This window comes from Cupriavidus sp. FW306-01-F10A (assembly GCF_058782785.1).
In genome coordinates, this window is record NZ_JBYSYA010000006.1 from 137,532 (window position 1) to 156,193 (window position 18,662).

The window sequence follows — 18,662 nt, forward strand, 5'->3', positions numbered from 1 at the left end:
TTCCGAGGTACCGCCATGACTGACACGCTCCGCGTGCGCGTCGGCCGCGTCGAGCCGCTGGCCGCCGGCATCAAGCGCTTCACCCTGCAACCCTGCGACGGCGGCGCGCTGCCCGCCTTCGACAGCGGCAGCCACGTGGTCGTCCATATGGACGGCGGCCGGCTGCGCAATGCCTATTCGCTGACCAGCACGCTGGGCGAGCCCGGCCACTACCAGATCGCGGTGCGGCTGGAAGAGGCTTCGCGCGGCGGCTCGCGCTATATGCACGAGCAGGTCAGCGAAGGCGACGAACTGCATATCGGCGCGCCTGGCAACCTGTTCAGCCTGGACCACGGCGCCGGCCGCCACCTGCTGATCGCCGGCGGCATCGGCATCACGCCGTTCATGACGCATATCCAGGCGCTGGCCGCGCGCGGCGCGGCGTTCGAACTGCACTACTGCTTCCGCAACGCCCGTTCCGCCGCCTTCCTGGACGTACTGCCCGCCACGCTGCAGCCCGGCCAGCTTCACCTGTACGAGAGCGACAGCGGCACCATGCTCGACCTCGCCGCGCTGATCGCCGCGCAGCCTGCCGACACGCACGTCTATGTCTGCGGCCCGGCGCCGCTGAACGACGCCGTGGTCAACGCCGCGCGCGCCGCGGGCTGGGACGCGGGCCGCATCCACTTCGAGCAGTTCCGCAACGAGGTCGACGCCACCGGCGGCGCCTTCGAGGCCGTGCTGCAGAAAAGCGGGCTGACGTTGCAGGTCGGCGCCGACGAGCCGCTGCTACGCGCCATCGAGAAGGCGGGCATCAAGGTGGACTGCATGTGCCGCGAAGGCATCTGCGGCTCCTGCGAAACCACCATCCTGGAAGGGCAGGCCGATCACCGCGACCAGTACCTGTCGGATGCCGAAAAAGCCGCCCAGAAGACGATGATGCTGTGCGTGTCGCGCTGCAAGGGCCAGCGGCTGGTGCTGGATCTCTGACCATACTGAGGTCATTCGCAACCTTTTGGTTGCGTTTCCCCACCCGGTCTCCTAACATGCAACCACAACGTTGCCTATTCATCCCTGAACAAGGAGACCGGACATGGCTTCATCCACCGACCGCATCGAGCGCAGCATCCTGCTGGCCGCACCCATCGAACGCGTCTGGCACGCACTGGCCGACGCCGACACCTTCGGCAGCTGGTTTGGCGTGAAATTCGACGGCGTGACCTTCGCCCCAGGCCAGCGTGCCGTGGGCAGCATCACCTATCCCGGCTATGAATACCTGAAGTTCGACGTAGAGGTCGAGCGCATGGAACCACCGAGGCTGCTGTCCTGGCGCTGGCATCCGGCGCCAATGGAGCGCGGCCGCGACTATTCGGCCGAACCGCCCACGCTGGTGGTGTTCGAGTTGAAGGAAGCCGAAGGCGGCACGCTGCTGACCGTGGTCGAATCCGGCTTCGACCAGATCCCGCCCGAACGCCACATGGAAGCCTTCCGCATGAACAGCGGCGGCTGGGACGGGCAGATGGAAAACATCCGCAAGCATGTCAGCGGCGCAGCCTGAAACCCCGCCCGCGCTCGAAGCGCGCGATGCTGCGACCGTCTTCGCCGCGCTTGGCGACGAAACCCGGCTGCGGCTGGTGGCAGCGCTGTGCGCGGGCGGCGCGATGTCGATCGCGCAGCTGACCGCGGGCAGCGCCATGACGCGCCAGGCGGTCACCAAGCACCTGCAGGTGCTGGCGCAGGCCGGGCTGGTGCGCGACAGCCGCGCCGGCCGCGAGCGCCTGTGGCAGCTCGAGCCCGGCCAGGTCGAAGCCGCGCGCCGGTCGCTGGAAGCGATCGGGCGGCAATGGGATTTCGCGCTGGCGAAGCTGAAGCTGGCGGTGGAGACCAGTCACTAGCCGCCCAGGTGGTTTTCCCCCTTGCTCGCGGGCAATGGACACCCTTTCACTCGCCGCTATACTGGGAGCCCCTCCCATCACAGCGAGAGGAAGCGCGCAGTGGCTGACCACGACCTGTCCAGGCTGAAAATCGACCGGAGCGCCGCCGCGGCCGGCGCCGGCATCCGCCCCCGGCGCAGGTGGCTGCGCTACGCAGTGATCGCGCTGGCCGTGCTGGCCCTGGCCGGCATCGCCATGAAGCTGGCCGGGCCGCAGGCGGTGCAGACCGCCACCGTCACCTCCGCCTATCCCACGCAGAATTTCACCGTGCTCAATGCCACCGGCTATGTCGTGCCGCAGCGCAAGGCGGCGGTCGCGTCCAAGGCGCAGGGCCGGCTGGAATGGCTGGGCGTGCTGGAGGGCTCGCACGTGAAGAAGGACGAGATCATCGCGCGGCTGGAGAGCAAGGACGTCGCCGCCTCGTTCGCGCAGGCGCAGGCACAGGTCCAGGTGGCGCAGGCCAACCTGGCGCTGCAGCAGGCCGAGCTGAAGGACGCCGAGGTGAACCTGCGCCGCTCGAAGATCCTGATCGTGCCGAACGCCATCTCGCGCACCCAGTACGACGCCGACGTGGCGCGCTTTGACAAGGCGCGGGCCTCGGTCAACAGTTCGCGCGCGTCGATCGCCTCGGCCCAGGCCAATGCCCGCGCGGCCGAGGTCGCGGTGGAGCAGACCGTGGTGCGCGCGCCCTTCGATGGCGTGGTGCTGGTCAAGCATGCCAACGTGGGCGACAACATCACGCCCTTCTCTGCCGCCGCCGACACCAAGGGCGCGATCGTGACCATCGCCGACATGGAGACGCTGGAGGTGGAAGCCGATGTCGCCGAATCCAATATCGGCAAGATCCGCGCCAACCAGCCGTGCGAGCTGCTGCTGGATGCGCTGCCGGGATTGCGGCTGGCGGGGCAGGTGTCGCGCATCGTGCCGACGGTGGACCGCTCCAAGGCCACTGTGCTGGTCAAGGTGCGCTTTGTCGACCGCGATGCGCGCGTGCTGCCGGACATGAGCGCCAAGATCGCCTTCCTGTCGCGCGCCGCCTCGGCGCAGGACCGCCAGCCGGTGGTGGCGGTGCAGCCCGCCGCCGTGGTCACGCGCCAGGGCCGGGAGCTGGCCTATGTGGTGAAGGACGGCCGTGCGCATGAGGTGCAGGTCAAGACCGGCGACAAGCTGGGCGAACTGGTAGCCGTGCAGGGCGTCAAGCCGGGCGACGTGCTGGTGCTGTCGCCGGCCGACAATCTCGGCGACGGCGACCGCGTCACCGTGGCCAAGCCGTAGAGAGGACAGCATGAGCGCAGCACCGCTGGTGCAGATCAGCCACGTCGCCAAGTCCTACCGGCGCGGCGTGCAGACCGTGCCGGTGCTGACCGATATTTCGCTCGATATCGGCGCAGGCGAATTTGTTGCGCTGATGGGACCGTCGGGCTCGGGCAAGAGCACGCTGCTGAACCTGATCGCCGGCATCGACCGGCCCGACAGCGGCACGCTGCACGTGGCGGGGCTGGACATCACGCGGCTGCCGGAAGCCGAGCTGGCCGACTGGCGCGCCGCCAATGTCGGCTTTATCTTCCAGTTCTACAACCTGATGCCGGTGCTGACCGCGTTCGAGAACGTGGAGCTGCCGCTGATGCTGACCAGCCTGCCGCGTGCGGAGCGTCGTGCGCGCGTGGAACTGGTGCTGGACATGGTCAACCTGGCCGACCGCATGCGCCACTACCCGTCGGAGCTGTCGGGCGGCCAGCAGCAGCGCGTGGCGATTGCACGCGCGCTGATCACCGACCCGGCCCTGATCGTCGCCGACGAGCCCACCGGCGACCTCGACCGCACCTCCGCCGCCGAGATCCTGGCGATGATGCAGCGGCTCAATGCCGATGCCGGCAAGACCATCATCATGGTCACGCACGATGCGCACGCCGCGGCCGCGGCGGGGTCGCTGGTGCACTTGGAGAAGGGAGAGTTGATCCGTGGCGAGATTGCCTAAGTCGTCATGTACGCACTCAAGCTGATCACCCGCAACGCATTGCGCCACAAGCTGCGCACCGCGCTGACGGTGTTCGGTCTGGTGATCGCGGTACTGGCGTTCGGGCTGCTGCAGACCGTGATCGACGCCTGGTATGCGGGCGCATCGGCGGCTTCCAGCGCGCGCCTGGTCACGCGCAATGCGATCTCGCTGGTGTTTCCGCTGCCGCTGAGCTACGAAAGCCGCATCAAGGGCGTCGACGGCGTGAGCTCGGTGGCGCGCTCCAACTGGTTCGGCGGCGTCTACCGCGATCCCAAGAACTTCTTCGCGCAGTTCGCGGTATCCGACAACTACCTCGACCTCTATCCGGAATTCATCGTGCCCGACCAGCAGCGCGCCGACTACCACCGCGACCGCAAGGGCGCGCTGGTCGGGCGCCAGCTGGCCGACCAGTTCGGCTTCAAGCTTGGCGACGTGGTCCCGATCAAGGGCACCATCTACCCCGGCACCTGGGAGTTCGTGGTGCGCGGCATCATGGAAGGGCGCGACGAGAGCACCATCACGCGCCAGATGGTGTTCCACTGGGAATACCTGAACGAGACCGTGCGCAAGCGCACCCCGCGCCAGGCCGACCAGGTCGGCGTCTTTGTGCTGGGCGTGGACAACCCCGACAACACCGCCGCGATCTCGCGCAATGTCGATGCGGTGTTCCGCAATTCACTGGCGGAGACGCTGACCGAGACCGAGCAGGCCTTCCAGCTGGGCTTTGTCGCCATGTCCAACCAGATCATCGCGGCGATCCGCGTGGTGTCCTATGTGGTGATCGTGATCATCATGGCGGTGATGGCCAACGCCATGGCGATGAGCGCACGCGAGCGCACCGTGGAATACGCCACACTCAAGGCGCTGGGCTTCGGCCCCGGCTTCCTGGCGCTGCTGGTGTTCGGCGAGTCGCTGGCGATCTGCGTGGCCGGCGGCGCGCTCGGCATGCTGGCGACACCGCCGGTGGCAAGCGCCTTCAAGCAGGCCGTGGGCGGCGTGTTCCCGGTCTTCACCGTGTCGCCCCAGACCATGCAGCTGCAGGCGGCCTGCGCGCTGGCGGTGGGCGTTTTTGCCGGCATCGTGCCGGCGGTGCAGGCTGCGCGCGTGCGTATCGTCGAGGGCCTGCGGGCCATCGGCTAGCGCGCGGAGGCTGACGTGGCGATCCCGCTGACCTATATCGCGCGCAACCTGTGGGCCAGGCGCCTGACCACCGCGCTGACCGCGGGCGGGCTGGCGCTGGTGGTCTTTGTCTTTGCCACCATGCTGATGCTGGACGCCGGCCTGAAGAAGACCCTGGTCACCACCGGCGAGCAGAACAACGTGGTGCTGATCCGCAAGGGCGCCGAGACCGAGATCCAGAGCTCGGTCAACCGCGACCAGGCCAGCATCATGGAGATGCACCCGGCCGTGGCCATGAGCGGCGCGGGCCGGCCGCTGGCCTCGCGCGAGGCGGTGGTGCTGATCTCGCTCACCAAGACCAGCACCGGGCAGCCGTCCAACGTGGTGATCCGCGGCATCTCGCCGCCGGGCATGGACCTGCGCCCGCAGGTGCGGCTGGTGGCCGGACGCATGTTCCGGCCGGGCTCGTCCGAGATCATCGTCGGCAGCAGCATCGCCGGCGGCTTTGCCGGGGTGCAGATCGGCGAGCACCTGCGCTTTGCCCAGCGCGACTGGACCGTGGCCGGCCACTTCGACGCCGGCGGCAGCGGCTTCGACTCCGAGATCTGGGGCGACGTGGACCAGCTGATGCAGTCGTTCCGGCGCAATGCGTATTCGTCGATGGTGGTGCGTCTGGCGGATTCGGCGCTGTTCGACCGCTTTCGCGCCGATATCGACGTCGACCCGCGGCTGGCCGACGAGGCCAAGCGCGAGCAGGCCTTCTACAGCGACCAGTCCAAGGCGCTGTCCGGCTTTATCAATATCCTGGGCTTCACGCTGTCCACCATTTTTTCGGTCGCGGCGATGATCGGCGCCATGATCACCATGTACGCCTCGGTGGCCAACCGCGTGGCGGAGATCGGCACGCTGCGCGCGCTGGGTTTCAAGCGCGTCAACGTGCTGACCGCCTTCCTGATCGAAGCCGCGCTGCTGGGGCTGGTGGGCGGCATCGCGGGCCTCGCATGCGCCGCGCTGATGCAGTTCGCGTCGTTCTCGACCACCAACTTCCAGACCTTCGCGGACCTCTCGTTCCGCTTCATCCTGACCCCGGCCATCGCGCTGCAGACGCTGGCGTTCTCGATGGTGATGGGGCTGGCGGGCGGATTCCTGCCGGCGGTGCGGGCGGCGCGGATGAATATCGTGGACGCGTTGCGGGCGCGCTGAGCGAGGGTTTGCTCCCCTCTCCCGCAAGCGGGAGAGGGGGCACGGCATCGGCATTCACGGCCCGGTAGTCGCTGCGCCCCACCCCCATCCTTTCCTTGCCTTATTCCACCCGCGCGTCTACAACCCGTAGTGATGCATGCTCCCCGTCAGGCATTGCCGGCGGCCAGTGCACCCCCGGCACGGCCAGCGGCGCCCGATGGCAAGGTACCCCCGCAACCCTCTCCGCCAGGACGCCCCCGATGAACCTCGACCTGCTGGGCTCGCTGCTGACTGCCGTCGTGGTGCTGCTGATCGGCACGCTGGTCAACCGCAGCGTCGGCGTGCTGTCGCGCTACAACATTCCCGACCCTGTCACCGGCGGCCTGCTGTTCGCGATCATCGCCTCGGTGGCGCTGGCGGCAGCGAACTTCCGCGTGGTGATCGATCCCGGCATGAAGCCGGTGCTGCTGCTGATGTTCTTCGGCGGCGTCGGGCTCTGCGCCGACCTGCGCATGCTCAAGCGCGGCGGCAAGGCACTGGTGATCTTCCTGATCATCCTGCTGCCCTATATCCTGGTGCAGAACGTGGTGGGCGTGGCCATGGCCAGGACGCTGGACCTGCATCCCATCTTCGGGCTGGTGAGCGGATCGATCACGCTGGTGGGCGGCCACGGCACCGGCGCCGCCTATGCCGAGCGCTTTGCCGAAGTCAACAACCTGCAGGCGGTGATGGACCTGTCGATGACGGTGGCCACCATCGGCCTGATCGTGGGCGGCATCATCGGCGGCCCGGTGGCGCAGTACCTGATCTCGCGCTACAAGCTGCGCTCGACCGCGCGCGAGGCCGGCGACACCGAGGAAGAAGCCGCCGCGGTTTCGCCCATCACCACCGTGGGCGCGCTGGCCTCGCTCGCCGGCATCCTGGCCGCGGTGATCGGCGGGCGCTGGATCGCCGCGCAGATGCCCACCGGCGCCATCACCATCCCCGGTTTCCTGTGGTGCATGATGCTCGGCATCGCCATCCGCAACCTGCTGCCCTTTGCCGGCGTGCGCTTTGACGACCGCGCCACCGACCTGATCACCAATATCTGCCTGTCGCTGTTCCTGGTGATGACCATGATGGCGCTGGACCTGGCCGAAGTGGCGCTGTCCGCCGGACCCTTCCTGCTGATCATCGCCATGCAGGTGGTCTTCATCATCCTGTATGTGGTGCTGGTGTGCTTCCGCTTCATGGGGCGCGACTACGAGGCCGCGGTCACCTCGGCCGCCTTTATCGGCTTCAACATGGGGTCGACCGCCACCGCCATGGCCAATATGCGCGCCATCACGTCCCGCTACGGGCCGGCACCCACCAGCTATTTGATCACGCCGCTGGCAGGCGCGTTCTTCGTCGACCTGATGAACGCCTTCGTGCTGACCATGCTGCTGGCGTTGCCGCTGATCGGAGGCTGACATGCGCCGCGCCCTCTTCACCCTCCTCATCGCCTTGCTGGCCAGCGCCTGGCTGGCAGGCTGCGGCGGCGGCCCGCCCGCCGACGGCATCCGCGCCGGCATCAACGAGCGGCTGGCGCAGGCGCTGCCGCCGGGCACGGTGGAACTGGCCGGCCTGGACCGGCGCGGCTCGCAGGCAGACACCAAGGCCCCGGCCGGTGAAACCCGCCGCGTGGTGTACTTCGATGCGGAACTGAAACTGCTGCGCGACTACGACTTCGGCGCCTGGGACTCGCCCGGCGTGGCCGGGCTGGTGTCGGCGCTGGGCGCGGGCCCGCGCGGCATCACCGGCATCACCAGCGGCGGCAACAAGGCCGGCGACATCATCCGCGCGCATGGCACGGCGCTGTACCGGCGCGACGGCGAGCGCTGGGTCGGCGTGCTGCCGGCCGGCTACCGCCCCGCTGAAGCCCCGACCGTCGCCACCGATGCGCAAAGGGGCCCGGCGGCGATCCTGGACGCGATGCGCAAGGTGATCGAGTCCGTGCAGAAGGATGCCTCGCCGGCACAGCGCGCCGTGATCGAGCAGGAGCTGACCACCGCGCACGCCAACATCCGCGCGCGGCTGGCACGGGTCAACGAGGGCTATGCCATTGCCGCCGGCGCCGAACACGGCCAGTACCTGCGTTTTGCGAAGGCGCTGGTGGACGGGGCGCGCGTGCGCGCGATGCCGCTGGTCACGCACGGCGGAGAAGAGAACCTGCGGCTGCTGCGCGCCGGCAAGGTCTCGGTGGCGCTGGCGCAGGGCGATGCGGCGCTGGAAGCCTACGAGGGCAAGGGCGTGTTTGCCGCCGACGGCCCGCAAGCCTCGCTGCGCGCCATCGGCAGCCTCTACCCCGAGCCCGTGCACGTGCTGGTGCGCGACGCCGATCCCGCCCGCTCGGTGTCAGAGCTGCGCGGCAAGCGCATCGCCGTGGGCGAGCGCGGCTCAGCCTCGCGCGTGACCGCGCTGCGCGTGCTGGCTGCGCATGGCCTGACCGACAAGGACTTCAAGGCCGAGGAAGTGGGGCTGGGCACCGGGCTGGTGGCACTGCGCCAGAACCAGGTCGACGCGGTGATCCAGGTGATCGGCGTGCCGGCCGACAGCATCCGCGACGCGCTCGGCGAAATGCCGCTGCGGCTGCTGCCGCTGGACGAACGGGTCATCACCGCGATGGTCGGGCAGAAGGCGGGCTATTTCCGCGCCACCATCGCGCCGGGCACCTATCCCGGCCTGCACACGCCGGTGCGCACCATCGCCACGGCGGCGATCCTGGTGACCGGGCCGGACCTGTCCGATACCGAAGTGGCCGAGCTGACGCGGCTGGTCTACCGCCACGGACGCGACTTTGTCGCCCGCGGCAGCGCCCAGGGCGCGCAGATCGCCGTGGCAACGGCGCGTGAAGGGCTGATGATCCCGCAGCACCTGGCGGCGGCCAAGACGCTGGACGCGCTGGCGACGCCCGGCATTCCGCCCGCCAAGCCCGGCGGAACGCCCGCGAAGCCCGTTGCAACGCCTGCGGCTTCGGGCGCCCGTGCGCAGTAAGGCCCGGCGGGCGGGCCGCCGATCAGCCCGCCGCGCTCGCCAGGCCTTCAGCCAGCCGGCAGCGCCGGTCCAGGAAATCGCTGGCGTGGCCGTTGCTGCCGGCCGCGCTGTCGACGGGCTGGTCGATCACGACAAAGCCTGCCCCGCCCTGCCGCTCCCGCACATAGGTGACAAAGATGCCGCGGTCCGGCGGCGCTGCGGCGGCGACCCCCTTGGTGCCGTCACGCACAAGCTGGAAAGGGTCGACCGCCAGCACCGGCGCGCTGGCCGGCACAAAGATCGCGCGCATCGGCTTGTCCTCGATCCGCAGCGTGGTCCAGCCGGTGCCGATCGGCCCGGCCGCGCCATTGGCCACGGCGCGCGCGGCCGCGCTGATGCAATCGAGATGGATATGCAGCTGGTCCTGGCTGCGCGAGGCGCGGGAATTGATCGCCAGGCCCAGCATGTCGTCGGGCACGGCCTTGCCAAGCGAGCGGCCAACGATGCCGCGCTCGGCCCAGCCGAAGGCCCAGGGGTTGGCGCCTGCGCCGTCCCAGGCTCTGGCGTCGTCGATGCCGGTCACCGTCCGTGCCGGGATCACCAGGTAATGCGACTTGCCGATCGCGTCCTTGTAGAGCACCAGTCCCTGGGACCGGTCCACTTGCGCGCAATCGGGATGAGCCGCCGCTGTACTGCCAAGGCAGCGCTGCTGCACGTTGCGCCACAAGCCATCGCGGCCGCCCGACAGGACGCCGACGACGTTTTCGGCGGTGCAGCCGGCCAGGGCCAGGATGGCCGCCAGCCACAACGCGGGGGCACCGCGCCAACCGCGGGCCGGCTTCAGCGCCGGCACGAAACTCCGTAGAAAGTCCCGGCGCGTGGATTAGACACCACATAGGCGTGGCGCTGCGCCCAGAACTGCGCGGTACGGAAGGCATCGGCCTCGCGCTCGCTCCAGTCCGTTGCAAGCAACGGCAGGGCTTCGGCATCGGTGGTGAGATAAACCCGCGCCTGATAGCGGGCGGATTGCAGCGTGCCGGTACGGATGGTGCGGATCGTGACGTGGAGGGTCATAGGCAGCTTCTCGACTAGGCGACTACCAAATCATAACCACTTCCGTGTGTTGGATTGGTGAAACCGTTGCGAATGTGCTAAGGCACCACAGATCTGTCAGGATCCGGCTCCGGCGACGACATACCCGCATCCTCATGCCTTCGGGAGAAAAACATGCCGGCCAACCCGCTCCGCAAGTCCGCCATCCTTGTGCTGACCCACCTTGCCGCGCTGGCCGTGGGCTTTGCTGCGGGCATCTATGTCTTGCCGATCCTGACAGAACAGGCTGGCGCCAGTGCGGAGCAAGTGCAGGCTGTGTCACAACAGTCGCGCTACACCGGCACCTTCCGCAAGGACTTGGCGGGCAGTGACGCGCTGCACTGGGTCAGCGGCCGGCTCCATGTTTCGCCGCAGGCGCTTGCCTTTGAAGGCAGCGTTGCGCCGGGGCCGGATTATCGGATCTACCTGGCGCCGGAGTTTGTCGACAACAAGGAGGCCTTCCTTCGGATCAAGGATCGGTCGCTGCAGGTTGGTGAGCTGAAGACCTTTGGCAACTTCACCGTGGCGTTGCCGGCTGGCGTGGATCCGGCGCGGTATGGGGCGGTGGTGATCTGGTGTGAGAGGTTTGGGCAGTTTATTGGGGCGGCGGGGTATCGGTAGTCATCGCCATACGACCGGCTTGTCGCTCTTGGCGGGCGTGGGCTGTTTCGCCGGCGTAGCCGGCGACCTACTTCTTGTCCAAGCGACAAGAAGTAGGCAAGAAACGCGTCGCCTATGCGGCTGGCAATCAATTACGCGGCGTCGGTCATATGGGCGGCGGTGCTTGCCGTTTGGATGTGGTCGCGGTTCGACCCTGCTACGCCATGTGAGTGTGGGACAGTGCCTGCGATAACCGGCTTTTGAACGATCCCCAAGTCGGGCGGTGGCCCGCGCTCTCGAGCGATATCGCATCAACGCCTTCGGCTGCGCACCGCGCAAGCGCCCAATGACCGTCAACGCATTTTGAGCCTGCGCAGCAGCCGTAGGCGTCCCCGCGATGCGGCTGGCAGCAGGCGGCCTACGCCCTGCATGGGGATTGTTCAATAGTGGGTTAACGGAGGCACTGGCTCACACTCACATGGCGTAGCAGGGTCGAACGGGCACCCACGCCGAACGGCAACCACCACCGTGCGAACCACCAACACCGTGAAATTTATTGCCAGCCGCATAGGCGACGCGTTTTTTGGTTACTTTTTGTCGCTCGGACAAAAAGTGACTCGCCGGCTACGCCGGCGAAACAGCCACGCCCGCCAAGGGCGACAACCGACCGCATGGCAACAATAGAAACACGCCGCAACCAAGGGCGGGGACCAGAGAAAAAAGGGCCGATCAAACCAACCGGCCCAACGAACCCCGCAATGCAATCCGCAGGTGTCGATATGACAGTTAATCGCCCACCCATGCAGGCATCACAACCTGCCAGGCGGGCATCAGACAGTTACGCTCAGAAGCGATGACGCAGACCAACGGTAGCACCGGTCTGGTTCTCACCAGCCACCACCGTACCAACCCCATTCAGCCCCAGCGCCGACCCCGACTTGTTCTTCGAGTACCCAACATTCAGGTACACATCCGTACGCTTGGACAGCGAGTAATCCGCCGACAGCACGAACATCCACGGATCGGCATCGCTATTGCGCGTGTCGTTGTAGTAGGCCGCGCCGGTCAGCTGGAAGGCAGGCGTGAAGCGGTACTGCGCGCCAGCCCAGTACACATTGCTGCGGGTCGAAGCAGCGCTGGCGCTCGACACGCCGTCGTCCTTCAGCCAGCGATAGCCGGCAAACACCTTGGCGCCGCCGAAGGCATAGGCCGTACCCACCGCGGCGCGCTTGGCGGCACGGTCCTGCAGCGCCACGGTGGCGCCCTGGTACTGGTCGTAGGCAGCGCCGACCGAGAAGCCGCCCGCGGCGTACGACAGGCCGCCGCCGAAGTTGCGCGCGACCTTGGGCTCGCCCGCGACTTCGCCGTTGTTGTCGCGGCCGAAGCTGTAGAAGCCGGTGGCGGTCAGGCCGCCGAACTTGCCGGTGTACTTGATGGCATTGTCGGCACGGCCGTTGAAGGCCGAGTCAACGCTGTTCAGCGAGTAGCGCGGGCCCACGCCCATCGGGTCGAAGGCGCCGAACAGGTCGTACAGCGCGTTCTGCTGGCGGCCCAGCGTGACCGCGCCCCAGCCGCCCTGCAGGCCGACGTAGGCCTGGCGCCCGAACAGGCGGTTGCCCTGGCCCGAGGTGCCGGTATCGATGTCGAACCCGCTCTCCAGCACGAAAATACCCTTCAGGCCGCCGCCCAGGTCTTCGGTGCCGCGCAGGCCCCAGCGCGAGCCGGACAGGTTGCCGGAGTTCAGGCGCGTTGCCGTACCCTGGGCGCCGTTGCTGCCCGGCACGTGGCTGATCACTTCGACGCCGGCATCGACGATACCGTAGAGCGTCACGTTCGACGCGGACTGGGCCGACACCACCCCGGATACGGCCGACGCGGCCGCTGCTGCCGTCATTGCAAGGAGAGCTTTCTTCACTGTGATTTCTCTGTGTTCTGTTTGAGGCACGACACCGCGCCGGACCCAGGCCGGGTCGGCAAGGCCAACCCGGTCCGCCGGGCAACCCGGCAACGGCGCATCGTCCGCACAAAGTGCGGCTCCGGCATTGTCGTGGCGCAATATGAAAGCTTTGTGACCCTTGCTTCGCAGCAACAAGTGGCGGATAACCCTCGAATGGGGGTTTTCCCTGTAACCAAGGGGAACGTTTTGGTAGGATGCATGCTTTTCCGACGACGGTAATGCCAGTGCTCCGTGCCGCCATGTGCCTGTGCCTCGACCGCTTCGCCTCATGAGGCTGGCTGAGATCAAGACCCGGCTTGCCCCGCTGCTCGCCTCGCTGCAGGCTTCATTGCCTGCCCCCCTCCAGCAACGCCTGTCAGGCATGGCCGCGCGCCTTGCACGCGCCGGCCTGACCCGGCCCGGGTCGCTGCGCCCCACGCGGCGCGGCGTGCTGGTGGGCCTGGCCGCCATCCCCGCGGCCCTCCTGCTCTATGTGCTGGTCCTGATCCCGTTCACGCCGGGCATCAGCGATATCCGCAAGGCCAAGTCCGAGCAGCCGGCCCAGGTACTGTCCGCCGACGGCAAGGAACTGGCGGTGTTCAAGTGGGCCAACCGCGACTGGGTGCCGCTGTCGCAGATTTCACCCAATGTGGTGGCTGCGCTGATCTCCACCGAAGACCACCGCTTCTACCAGCACCATGGGCTGGACTGGCGCCGGCTGGCCTCGGCCGCGGTGCATACCTTCTCCGGCGACCGCCAGGGCGGGTCCACCATCACCCAGCAGCTGGCGCGCAACCTGTATCCCGATGAAATCGGCCGCGCGCCCACGTTGACGCGCAAGCTCAAGGAAGCCATCACCGCGCTCAAGATCGAGGCGCTCTATACCAAGGACGAGATCCTCGAGACCTATCTCAACACGGTGCCGTTCCTGTACAACGCGTTCGGCATCGAGATGGCGGCGCGCACCTACTTCGACCGCCCGGCGCGCTCGCTCGACGTGCTGCAGAGCGCCACGCTGATCGGCATGCTCAAGGGCAACAGCTACTACAACCCGGTGCTCAACCCCGAGCGCGCGCTCGACCGGCGCAATATCGTGCTGGGCCAGATGGTCAAGCGCGGCAAGCTGGATGCGGCGCGCTACGAGCAGCTGAAGAAGCGCCCGCTGCGCATCGACTTCGAGCGCCAGACCGAGCCGCCCGGCCCCGCGCCGCATTTCGCGCAACAGCTGCGCAAGTGGCTGATCGGCTGGGCCGACCGCAATGGCTACGACATCTACGCCGACGGCCTGGTGGTGCATACCACCATCGACGCCCGCCTGCAGGCCATGGCCACGCAGGCCGTGGTGCAGCAGGGCAACCGGCTGCAGGCCATCGCCAACGCGGCCTGGGCGCCGCGCGCGGGCTGGGCCGCCAACCTGCCGCTGGTGCAGGCCTTCGTGCGCGAGACCCCAGAGTACCGTGCCGCCATCGCCGCCGGCACCGCGCCGGAAGAGGCGCTGCGCCATCTGATGTCCGACCATGCCTTCATGCGCGCGCTGCACCAGCAGAAGACGCGCATCCAGGCGGGCTTCCTGGCCATCGATCCGCGCAACGGCGAGATCCGCGCCTGGGTCGGCAGCCGCGACTACACCCAGGACGCGTTCGACCACGTGCAGCAGGCGCGCCGCCAGCCGGGCTCGACCTTCAAGCCCTTTGTCTACGGCGCGGCCTTTGAAGAAGGCAAGACCCCCGACGACACGCTGGTGGACCAGCCGGTGGAAATCGAACTGGCCGGCGGCGAGGTCTGGCGCCCCACCGATGAAGGCCGCCCCACCGGCCGCGCCATGACGCTGCGCGACGGCCTGGTCTATTCGCGCAACACCATCACCGCGCAGCTGATGCACGAAGTGGGGCCGACGCGCGTGGCGCGGCTGGCGCGCGACATGGGCGTGCGCGACAGCCAGCTCGACGTGGTGCCGTCGCTGGCGCTGGGCACCAGCCCGGTCACGCTCAAGGAGATGGTGGCCGCCTACGGCACCATCGCCAACGCCGGCGACTATATCGCGCCCACCATGGTGACGCGCATCGAAGACCGCCAGGGCAATGTGCTGCAGGTGTTCCGGCCGGCGCGCGCCGAGCACGCGCTGCCCGCCGCCACCACGCAAACCCTGCTCGACGTGATGCGCGACGTGATCGACCGCGGCACCGGCGCCAGCATCCGCTCGCGCTTCGGCATCCGCGCCGACGTGGCCGGCAAGACCGGCACCACCCAGGACAATGCCGACGGCTGGTTCATCCTGATGCATCCGGAGCTGGTGGCGGGCGCCTGGGTCGGCTTCAACGACAGCCGCGTCACGCTGCGCAGCGACTACTGGGGCCAGGGCGCGCACAGCGCGCTGCCGATGGTGGGCGACTTCTACCAGCGCGCGCTGCGCTCGCGCATCGTCGACGGCCGCGCGCGCTTTGCCGAGCACGAAGAGACCAGCCTGTTCGCATCGCTGGGAACGCAGCTGCGCGGCTGGTTCAGCCAGCTGTTCACACGCGACAAGGCCAGCGAGACTCCGGCGCCGCGCCCGGCACCGCGTCGGCCGGCGCTGCCCGCGCCGGAGGCTGATGCCGCACCGCCGGCCGGTGCGGCATCGTCTGCCGCGGCGGATGCCGGCCCGGATGAGCCCAGCCTGGCGCTGGACCGGGGGGAGACGGTGATTGCGGTGCCGCAGGACATGAGCGCGGGCAGCGCTCCGGTTGCGCCACCCCCTCAGGCCGAACCAGCGCCTAACGCCGCCCCTGCCTCCCCGGCTTCCGCAAATCCGCCCGCACCGCCTGCGCCCCCAGCGCCCATCACGCCCCTCGCGCCAACCGTCATCACCCCAGCCAACGGCAGCAACTGAACGCCCCTCCGGAGAGCGCGGCGCGGGGGCTACACCAAGCCGATATCCCGCCCCCGCACCCCCGGAAACACCTGCGCCAGCCGCACCTCATCCAGCCCGTACAACCTGCGGAAGACCCCGCCCAGCACCGCCCGGTACTCATTGCGCACCGGCCAGTCGCGGTTCTGGTTGAGCGTGGCCGGTTCTACCGCCACCTGCTCACCGGCGATGCGGCCCCCGCGCACCGCACCGCCCGCGGCCCAGTAAACCGTGCCGTGGCCGTGGTCGGTGCCGCGCGTGCCGTTCTCGCGGAAGGTGCGGCCGAACTCGGACAGCACCACCACGGTGGTCTTGTCCCATACAGGACCCATCTCGGCAGCGAAAGCAGACAGGCCGCGGCCGAGGTTGTCGAGCAGGCCGGCCAGTTGCCCCTGCGCGCCGCCCTGGTTGACGTGGGTGTCCCAGCCGCCCACGTCGATAAAGCCCAGGTTGAAGCGCTCACGCATCAAGCCCGCCATGCGCCGGGCCTCGACCTCGAAACCACGCGCGCTGAGCGAGCGGCGGTTGGCGGCCTGCATTTCCTGCATGCGCGCGGCCATGGTGCCGGCGTCACTGCCTGACCTGCCGGGCTGCGGCTGCGCCTGGCGCGCCACCGTTTCGCGCAGCTCGAAGCCTTCATCGATCAGCGATTCGAAACGCGTGCCACGGTACATCTGCGCCAGCAGCTTCGCCTGGCGCGCATCGAACGGGGTGCGGCCGCTGCCCTTGAGCGAGACATTGGGCACGTCGCGCGGACCGGACAGCACCATCGGCAAGCCGTCGGTGAAGGCCACGGGCGCGGCCTGCCCGCCCATGGCCTGCGCCAGGCGGTTCAGGAAGCCGCTGCCGCGCAGCGAGGCCACGGACTTGCGGTCCTCGCCTTCGCCGGGCAAACCGGCCTCGATCCCGTCCTGGGTCTCGAAGTGGCTGCGCGACAGGTCATGCGTGCCGGCGAACGGCACGAAGGCCAACTGGCCGCGCTGCCACAACGGCAGCATGGTCGCGGCCAATGCCGGGTGCAGCGCCCAGTCGCCGATGCCGCGCGCGGCGCTGTCGGCGGCAAAAGCCGGCGCCAGCGCCACTGCCGCGTTGGGGTCAGCGTCCGTACCGGCCGCGGGCGGGCGGCGGATGGCGATATTGGGCCGCGCGGCATAGTAGAAGTCGCTGCCCGCCGGCACCAGCACGCTGGCGGCGTCATAGCCGCCGCGCAGGAACACCAGCAGGAAGCGCGCATCGGCCTGCGCCGGCAGCGCATAGACACGCGAGGCGATGGCGGGCAGCGCCAGCCCCAGCGTGGCGCCGCCCATTGTTTTCAGCCATTGTCGGCGTTGCATGGTCTGCTCCCTGTCAGCGCTGCATCCACTCGGGTGAACCGAGCAGCACGGTATTCCATTCGGCCTGCGATTCCGCCTGCGCCAGCGCGGCGCGCGTGGCGGGGCCAAGGGTGGCTTCGATGGTGTCGAAGTACAGCTTGTTGCCGATCATCGGGAAGCGCGCGCCGCTCGGCCTCGCGCCATCGCCGGCAAACAATCCCGCCGGCCCCGAGCCGATCGCGCGCGCGATCTCGAAGCGCCGCACCATCTGGCCCGAGCTGGCCCACGCGCTTTCCGACGACGGGTAGCCGTCCGGCGCCACGTGGCCGTAGAGCGGCTCGCCGAGCTGGTTCAACCAGTTCATCACGGGGCGCAGGTTGGTTACGGGACGGCCTTCATAGGCGAGCCGCATCGACGACACCACATAGACCATCGGATCCTTGAACTTGCGCGTGGGCGCCGCCAGTTGCCGGTCCAGTTCCGGCGCGAGGAACAAGGTGCGCAGCACTGCGGCGATATCGCCATCGGTGCGCGTGAAGGTCTGCGCCATGCGCTCGACCAGCGCCGGCGGCGGGTTGTCGGCGATGAAATAGGCGGCCAGCTTGGCGCTGATAAAGCGCGCGGTGGCCGGCTCGCGCGCCAGGATCGACACTGCGCGCGCCACCTCGTCGAAACCGGCCGGCTCGATGCGCTGGCCCAGCAGCGTCTTCGCACCGAAGTCATGGCGCGCGGGGTTGAATTCGAACAAGCCCTCGCTGCGGTACAGCCCCGCGCGCGCCGGCGGCAGCCGCGGCGGCGGCGTGCCGCGCAGGTTGACGCCCACGCCGGTCAGCACGCGCGCCAGCTCCTGCACGTCCTGCTGGGTGTAGCGGGAGCCGCTGGGGCCGCCCGATACGCCCATGGTATGCAGCTCCATCAGCTCGCGCGCGTAGTTCTCGTTGATGCGGTTGGCGCTGCTCTGGGCGTTGTCGAGGTAGACCAGCATGGCCGGCCCGGTCACGCTGGCCATCAGCAGGTCGCGGAAGCGGCCCAGCGCGTGCGGGCGGATGGCGCGCTCTTCATAGTCGGCCAGCAGCAGCCGGACCTGGCCCTTGCCCGAGTAGACGTTGAAATGGTTCATCCAGAACCACGTCATCTGCTCGCGCAGCTGCGCCGGAGAATACAGCGCGCGCAGCAGGTGGCGCCGCGCGGCATCGGCCACGATCTCGCGGCCCTGCGCGTTCAGCGCCTGGCGGGCCTGCTGCTTGCGGTCGTCGTCGGGCGACGCGTCGATGCGCTGGCGCGCGTCGCGTGCGGCCTGGATCTGCGCGGCGGCATCGGCCTGCAGGTTGGGCAAGGCTGCGATGGCAGCCGCCAGTTCGGGCGGATCGGCCAGCGGCAGCGTCAGTTGCCGGTCGAGGAAGCCCTTGCGGCCCAGCCGGCGCAGGTCGCCAAGGGTGGCCTGGTCAGCGCCGTAGGTGACGGTGTTGAGCCAGCGCAGGTCGGTGGCGGCGGTGCTGCCGCCAGCCTCGGCCGGCACCTGTGCGCAGGCGGCCAGGCACGCTGCCAGTGCCAGTGCCGCGGCGGCCCGCCAGGCGGCGAGCCGGCCCGGGCCGGATTGTCTCGAATGCTGCGCCGGATTCATGCC

16 protein-coding genes are annotated in these 18,662 nt (G+C 68.7%); 11 read left to right on the top strand and 5 right to left on the bottom strand.

Annotation, left to right across the window (positions count from 1 at the left end; genetic code table 11):
* Window positions 1-15 precede the first annotated feature (15 nt).
* The 9 genes from AC3WLF_RS11220 to AC3WLF_RS11260 all read left to right on the top strand — a co-directional run bounded on the left by AC3WLF_RS11220 (window position 16) and on the right by AC3WLF_RS11260 (window position 9,228).
* Window positions 16-969, top strand: coding sequence for a PDR/VanB family oxidoreductase (locus AC3WLF_RS11220; protein WP_492358218.1), 954 nt, complete (start codon window positions 16-18; stop codon window positions 967-969).
* Window positions 970-1,072: 103 nt separating this feature from the next.
* The gene (locus tag AC3WLF_RS11225; protein ID WP_492317223.1) at window positions 1,073-1,537 is read left to right on the top strand and encodes an SRPBCC family protein; all 465 of its coding nucleotides are present in this window, start codon (window positions 1,073-1,075) and stop codon (window positions 1,535-1,537) included.
* The gene (locus tag AC3WLF_RS11230) at window positions 1,518-1,874 is read left to right on the top strand and encodes an ArsR/SmtB family transcription factor (RefSeq protein ID WP_492317222.1); all 357 of its coding nucleotides are present in this window, start codon (window positions 1,518-1,520) and stop codon (window positions 1,872-1,874) included. Before AC3WLF_RS11225 ends, AC3WLF_RS11230 begins: the two co-directional genes overlap by 20 nt.
* Window positions 1,875-1,973: 99 nt before the next feature.
* On the top strand, window positions 1,974-3,188 hold the full coding sequence (locus tag AC3WLF_RS11235; protein WP_492317221.1) for an efflux RND transporter periplasmic adaptor subunit: 1,215 nt from the start codon (window positions 1,974-1,976) through the stop codon (window positions 3,186-3,188).
* A gap of 10 nt (window positions 3,189-3,198) precedes the next feature.
* A complete protein-coding gene (locus AC3WLF_RS11240) occupies window positions 3,199-3,891 on the top strand; it encodes an ABC transporter ATP-binding protein (protein ID WP_492317220.1) in 693 nt (230 codons plus the stop codon).
* Between the two features lie 6 nt (window positions 3,892-3,897).
* The gene (locus AC3WLF_RS11245) at window positions 3,898-5,052 is read left to right on the top strand and encodes an ABC transporter permease (RefSeq protein ID WP_492358219.1); all 1,155 of its coding nucleotides are present in this window, start codon (window positions 3,898-3,900) and stop codon (window positions 5,050-5,052) included.
* A gap of 15 nt (window positions 5,053-5,067) precedes the next feature.
* Window positions 5,068-6,234 (top strand): ABC transporter permease, encoded by a 1,167-nt coding sequence (locus AC3WLF_RS11250; RefSeq protein WP_492317218.1) that lies wholly within the window; start codon window positions 5,068-5,070, stop codon window positions 6,232-6,234.
* A gap of 239 nt (window positions 6,235-6,473) precedes the next feature.
* Window positions 6,474-7,664, top strand: coding sequence for a sodium/glutamate symporter (gltS, locus tag AC3WLF_RS11255; RefSeq protein WP_492340405.1), 1,191 nt, complete (start codon window positions 6,474-6,476; stop codon window positions 7,662-7,664).
* Window position 7,665: 1 nt separating this feature from the next.
* Window positions 7,666-9,228, top strand: a complete 1,563-nt coding sequence (locus tag AC3WLF_RS11260; protein WP_492317216.1) for a TAXI family TRAP transporter solute-binding subunit — start codon at window positions 7,666-7,668, stop codon at window positions 9,226-9,228.
* Between the two features lie 22 nt (window positions 9,229-9,250).
* Here the strand turns inward: AC3WLF_RS11260 and AC3WLF_RS11265 are convergent, their stop codons facing one another.
* On the bottom strand, window positions 9,251-10,060 hold the full coding sequence (locus AC3WLF_RS11265) for a CDP-diacylglycerol diphosphatase (protein ID WP_492358220.1): 810 nt from the start codon (window positions 10,058-10,060) through the stop codon (window positions 9,251-9,253).
* Complete coding sequence (locus tag AC3WLF_RS11270; protein WP_436224843.1) at window positions 10,048-10,281, bottom strand: CDP-diacylglycerol pyrophosphatase; 234 nt, start codon at window positions 10,279-10,281, stop codon at window positions 10,048-10,050. Before AC3WLF_RS11270 ends, AC3WLF_RS11265 begins: the two co-directional genes overlap by 13 nt.
* A 153-nt stretch (window positions 10,282-10,434) precedes the next feature.
* On the opposite strand from AC3WLF_RS11270, the gene AC3WLF_RS11275 reads away from it, so the two are divergent.
* On the top strand, window positions 10,435-10,920 hold the full coding sequence (locus AC3WLF_RS11275; protein WP_492317214.1) for a DM13 domain-containing protein: 486 nt from the start codon (window positions 10,435-10,437) through the stop codon (window positions 10,918-10,920).
* An 823-nt stretch (window positions 10,921-11,743) separates the two neighbouring features.
* On the opposite strand, the gene AC3WLF_RS11280 is transcribed toward AC3WLF_RS11275, so the two are convergent.
* The gene (locus tag AC3WLF_RS11280; protein WP_492358221.1) at window positions 11,744-12,814 is read right to left on the bottom strand and encodes a porin; all 1,071 of its coding nucleotides are present in this window, start codon (window positions 12,812-12,814) and stop codon (window positions 11,744-11,746) included.
* A gap of 310 nt (window positions 12,815-13,124) precedes the next feature.
* On the opposite strand from AC3WLF_RS11280, the gene AC3WLF_RS11285 reads away from it, so the two are divergent.
* The gene (locus tag AC3WLF_RS11285; RefSeq protein WP_492317212.1) at window positions 13,125-15,704 is read left to right on the top strand and encodes a penicillin-binding protein 1A; all 2,580 of its coding nucleotides are present in this window, start codon (window positions 13,125-13,127) and stop codon (window positions 15,702-15,704) included.
* Between the two features lie 29 nt (window positions 15,705-15,733).
* Here the strand turns inward: AC3WLF_RS11285 and AC3WLF_RS11290 are convergent, their stop codons facing one another.
* Window positions 15,734-17,056, bottom strand: a complete 1,323-nt coding sequence (locus AC3WLF_RS11290) for a DUF1501 domain-containing protein (RefSeq protein WP_492317211.1) — start codon at window positions 17,054-17,056, stop codon at window positions 15,734-15,736.
* Between the two features lie 13 nt (window positions 17,057-17,069).
* Entirely contained in the window at window positions 17,070-18,659 is a 1,590-nt protein-coding gene (locus AC3WLF_RS11295) for a DUF1800 domain-containing protein (protein ID WP_492358271.1), read from the bottom strand.
* Between the last annotated feature and the right edge of the window lie 3 nt (window positions 18,660-18,662).